The organism is Rhodococcus sp. UYP9 (assembly GCF_040547235.1).
Taxonomy (GTDB): domain Bacteria; phylum Actinomycetota; class Actinomycetes; order Mycobacteriales; family Mycobacteriaceae; genus Rhodococcoides.
Genome location: NZ_JBEPPH010000024.1, coordinates 1 through 1,125, shown reverse-complemented (window position 1 = coordinate 1,125; position 1,125 = coordinate 1). Strand labels below are relative to the sequence as shown.

General features: G+C 59.3%; 1 protein-coding gene. It reads right to left on the bottom strand.

The features are described 5' to 3' along the window. A partial coding sequence (locus ABIB36_RS21905) for an AMP-binding protein (protein WP_354563606.1) occupies positions 1–1,125 on the bottom strand: 1,125 nt, incomplete at both ends.

Sequence of the window (1,125 nt, the reverse complement as noted above, 5' to 3'; positions counted from 1 at the left end):
AGTCAACGGAATCGAATCCAACACCACAAACGCCGACGGAACCATATGCGCCGGCAACAACGACACCACCCGATCACGCACCGCATCGACATCGACCAACCCACCACCGACACCGAACACATACGACACCAACACCGTCGCACCACCAGGCCCATCAACACCCAAAGTCGCCACGAAATCAACCTCAGGCAAAGCAGCAATCACCGCATCGATCTCACCCAACTCGATCCGAAAACCACGAACCTTCACCTGAAAATCGCTACGCCCCACATACTCCAAAACCCCAGAACCATTCCACCGCACCACATCACCCGTGCGATACATCCTCTCCCCCACAACCGAAAACGGCGCCGCCACGAACCGCTCCGCCGTCAAACCCAACCGATCATGATAACCGCGCGCCAACCCAGGACCAGCCAAATACAACTCACCCACAACACCCACCGGAACCGGCTGCAAACGCGAATCCAACACCACCACAGCAAAACCCAACACCGGAGAGCCGATATCGACCGGAACCCCCGGCGACATCGGCGCACTCAACGACGCAAACACCGTCGCCTCCGTCGGACCATACGCATTGAACATCAAACGGCCCGGCGCCCAACGCTCAACCAAATCAGAACCCGAAGCATCACCACCGGTCGCCACCACCGCGAGCGAATCGAGACCGGCCGGATCCACCGACGCCAACGCCGCCGGCGTCACAAAAGCATGCGTAATCTCCTCCTCACGCAGCAACTGAGCAAGCTCGACACCACCGAACACATCCGTCGGCACAATCACCATCGCCGCACCACCACAAAACGCCAACAACAACTCGAGCACCGACGCATCGAAACTCGGCGACGCAAACGACAACGTACGCGAGCCAGCAGTCACCCCGAACCGAACACGCTCCACCTCAGCCAAATTCGCCAAACCCCGATGCGTCACCACCACACCCTTCGGAACACCCGTCGAACCCGACGTATAGATCAGGTAAGCGGCATCATCGAGACGAACCGAACCCAACCGATCACCATCGGACACCGGCCCACCAGAAAACTCACCAACCTCATCGACGATCGACTCATCGTCCAGAACGATCCACGACACCCCACCGCCCGCCTGGCTCAAACCCGA